Here is a 2981-nt window from a genome sequence, read left to right as displayed (position 1 = left end):
GATTCCATCTCGAAATTTTTACGACCCCGCAAGTTGGGTCATCAATCTCAATACTTTCTACTGGAACTGCCCAAGTTTCTGGGTCAGATAATTTCATTTTTTCACCATGTTTTTTCGGTCTCCCATTTCCTTGATATTGGGGAGGTTCTGCATAAATACAGCGATTAGGGCGTAGCCGAATTAGTTTATCTGCATTAATGTTTGCTGTTTCTTTAACAAAGGGAGCGCATCCGTACTCACTATCCCAGAGCGTTATTGGTCTTTGTTGAAGATGTCTGCATACTTGTGTTCGTTGTAAAACCGCTCTAGATATTGGGGTTTCATGGGAAGAAATTCGCTCATGACGTAAGGGTAATGCCCAACTGCCTTCACCTTCTGGTATCCAAGCTAAGGTACTATAACCATGTCCCAAAGTAATCGGTTTTCCTGAGATTACTTTAGCTCCATGTTCATAAGTTCTATCCTTTAACGTTGGAGCTTCAGTCCTCGGCCATGGGGTATGATCTCCCGCTAATATAATTCGTTGCTCTGGTTTTGGTGTCGGTATTTGCTTCCGATAAAGTTTCATTAATTTATTGGTTTTGGGACGACAATCATCTAGGGCTTCATAGATGCTCGGCCACTTTCTCCGAAATACGGTCGATAGGGACAACTCAGCCAAAGAATCGACTTTTCGGGTGGTCAAAACCGCATCCATTAAGTCAAAAGTGGCATCTTTGGCCGGGCCTAGGAGTTGATAGGCTTCCTTTCTGAAATTCTGGAGTTTTTGGAGAGATTGATTCAAGGCTTTTGATTATTGAGTAACTTTACCTCATTATCTCTTGATTTTCCTCTTCCCCCATAGTCCCTCTCTGAGTGGACTCGACTGTACGGTATGATTGGGGGGAGTTAGTCTAAACTCCAGTGGTAAGCTAAACGGCTTTTACTTCGGATCACCGATATAGACTCCAAAAGGGTTATAGCTATTGGATCATGCAGGTTAAGCGCCGTTTAGCTTATCACTGTTATTCTGAATCGTTATTATTCAGAGTCTGTAGCAAGATAAGCTATGGTACTCATCGTGCCACCGACGACTCCTCCAATAAGATTCCCAAAGGCTGACCAGACATCACCGTTATCTCCTTTCATCAACTCGCTATCTTCACCAACCTCTTGAATTGTCGAGATAACCAACTCCTCAAAAGGATTAATGTGATTGACAAGATTCTTGACCCATGACTTTAAATTCTCCTCCTCAACACCTCCTCGCAACATCAAATCTGACTCAATGACTATAAAAGTTTTGTCATCGGCTTGAGTCATATACGCAAAAGTGCCATGAGAGTTTTTAGACTGGTTCCAATTATTCACTCCGATTAAGGTGCCAATGAAGCAGCCGTCAGGAATCCGTACCGCCATCACAGACACAAGACGTTCTTCATCAACCTCATTGAGAACAACTGTCACATTGTCTTTATCCTTGTCTCGGAATTTAAACATGACACTATCTTCATCTTTCTGCACATCAAAAACATTAGAAATACTTTTGACAATTTTTTCGAGAGAAGACAAGTCTATTTCAGCGTAAACTTTGCTAGAGGTTGTTTTGGACGTATCTTTTACAAGCATGATATTCTCCTTATTGAATTTGAGAACTGCTTACCTGAGTCGAGTCAACAATTCTGCTTCTGCTATTACCGTAATAGATGGTTGTTTGATTTCGTGTATGAATTAATTAAAATTGTATGAATTGATTGAATACGATACAAAACGTAACGGGCGATGCACGAGTTAAACTCCATCGACTTTACCCGTCAGACGCTCATCAAACTTCTGCTCATAATCGGGGTCTTGAGTTCCGAGGAGTTTGTCCCAGAACGTGAAATATAGACCGTAATGTACGGTGTACTTGCGATGATGAATGGAATGATGGGCAGGACCAATAAACCACCGACCCAACCAATGATGGGGAAATGAGGAAGGCAAGCGATCGATCCCAAGATGATTTAACACTGCCCAGATCGTCATCGTGGTGAGTGCCGCAATTAACGTGATGAAATGCAGGGGAAGGACAAAGACAATGCCGACCAGGAAGAGAGACTGAACGATCGCCTCTAGTGGGTCAAAGGCAAACGAAGTCCACGGGGTAGGATAGCGCGAGCGATGATGTCCCTGGTGTAACCACCGAAAGAATGACGGGTGGTGAAACAAGCGATGGGTGAAATAGAAATAGGCATCCTGGAGAACCAACACAGCGCCATAACTAACCCCTAAATAACACAGCCCATACTGTTGAGGGTGGCTGTATAAGCGGGTAATGCCCCAACTGTATCCTGTCATGATGAAAGCCGCCGCCAGCGCAAACACCCCCGCCGAAAGAACCGAGAGCGTGATATCTTGTTGAATCGATCGCCAAGAGGGAGACCAATGCCGCAGGTTGTGATTGACAAAGGACTGACTCAAGGGCGAATAGAAGAACAAATAGGTTCCCCCAGCCACGAGAAAGTATCGCGCTAGGATGATCCCAAAGAAAGCGAACCCGTAAAATCCAAATGAGTGGTCTATCAATTTAATCTCCTTGCCATTCCCGATCTTCCAAGTCCTTTTAAGGTAAGCTAAACGGCGCTTAACCTGCATGATCCAATAGCTATAACCCTTTTGGAGTCTATATCGGTGATCCGAAGTAAAAGCCGTTTAGCTTAACAGCAACGTGGCTTCAATTTCTTGCCGGATTGCGGCTGTTATTTCGCAGTTACTATTCAAACAATCGATCAGGAGTTGATTGGCATCATAGTAGCGTTGGAGCATCTGCTGTTGCTCAGTCGTAAACTGCCAGGGTTGACATCCTCACCGCCGTAAACCGACGGTGATTCCCAAACCTCACGATTTGGGTTTCTGCTTCTTTCCCTTGCGGGGTTCCGCACCTGCCTTAACAGATTTACTCTGTTCTGGTCTTATGGTCGCTCTACAGACTGACACCGCAAGTCCTGCGGCCAAAATGT

4 protein-coding genes are annotated in these 2981 nt (G+C 44.2%); all 4 read right to left on the bottom strand.

The genetic code is table 11. From position 1 onward, the window contains the following. A partial coding sequence (locus tag IM322_RS17815; RefSeq protein WP_287698976.1) for a transposase occupies window positions 1-784 on the bottom strand: 784 nt, incomplete at its 3' end. Window positions 785-1020: 236 nt separating this feature from the next. Continuing rightward, window positions 1021-1608 (bottom strand): YbjN domain-containing protein, encoded by a 588-nt coding sequence (locus tag IM322_RS17810; RefSeq protein WP_287675345.1) that lies wholly within the window; start codon window positions 1606-1608, stop codon window positions 1021-1023. Window positions 1609-1770: 162 nt separating this feature from the next. Then, window positions 1771-2616 (bottom strand): sterol desaturase family protein, encoded by an 846-nt coding sequence (locus tag IM322_RS17805; protein ID WP_287675347.1) that lies wholly within the window; start codon window positions 2614-2616, stop codon window positions 1771-1773. A 57-nt stretch (window positions 2617-2673) separates the two neighbouring features. Beyond that, a complete protein-coding gene (locus tag IM322_RS23785) occupies window positions 2674-2787 on the bottom strand; it encodes an NACHT C-terminal helical domain 2-containing protein (protein ID WP_502863555.1) in 114 nt (37 codons plus the stop codon). Window positions 2788-2981 lie beyond the last annotated feature (194 nt).

The organism is Microcystis sp. M109S1, assembly GCF_020247025.1.
In the GTDB taxonomy this organism is placed as follows: Bacteria; Cyanobacteriota; Cyanobacteriia; order Cyanobacteriales; family Microcystaceae; genus Microcystis.
This window is presented reverse-complemented; position numbering and strand designations above follow the sequence as displayed.

Excerpts from the sequence above, each read along its gene's own strand:
- IM322_RS17810 (WP_287675345.1), bottom strand. The coding sequence starts at position 1,608 with ATGCTTGTAAAAGATACGTCCAAAACAACCTCTAGCAAAGTTTACGCT.
- IM322_RS23785 (WP_502863555.1), bottom strand. The coding sequence starts at position 2,787 with ATGCTCCAACGCTACTATGATGCCAATCAACTCCTGATCGATTGTTTG.
- IM322_RS17805 (WP_287675347.1), bottom strand. The coding sequence starts at position 2,616 with ATGCAGGTTAAGCGCCGTTTAGCTTACCTTAAAAGGACTTGGAAGATC.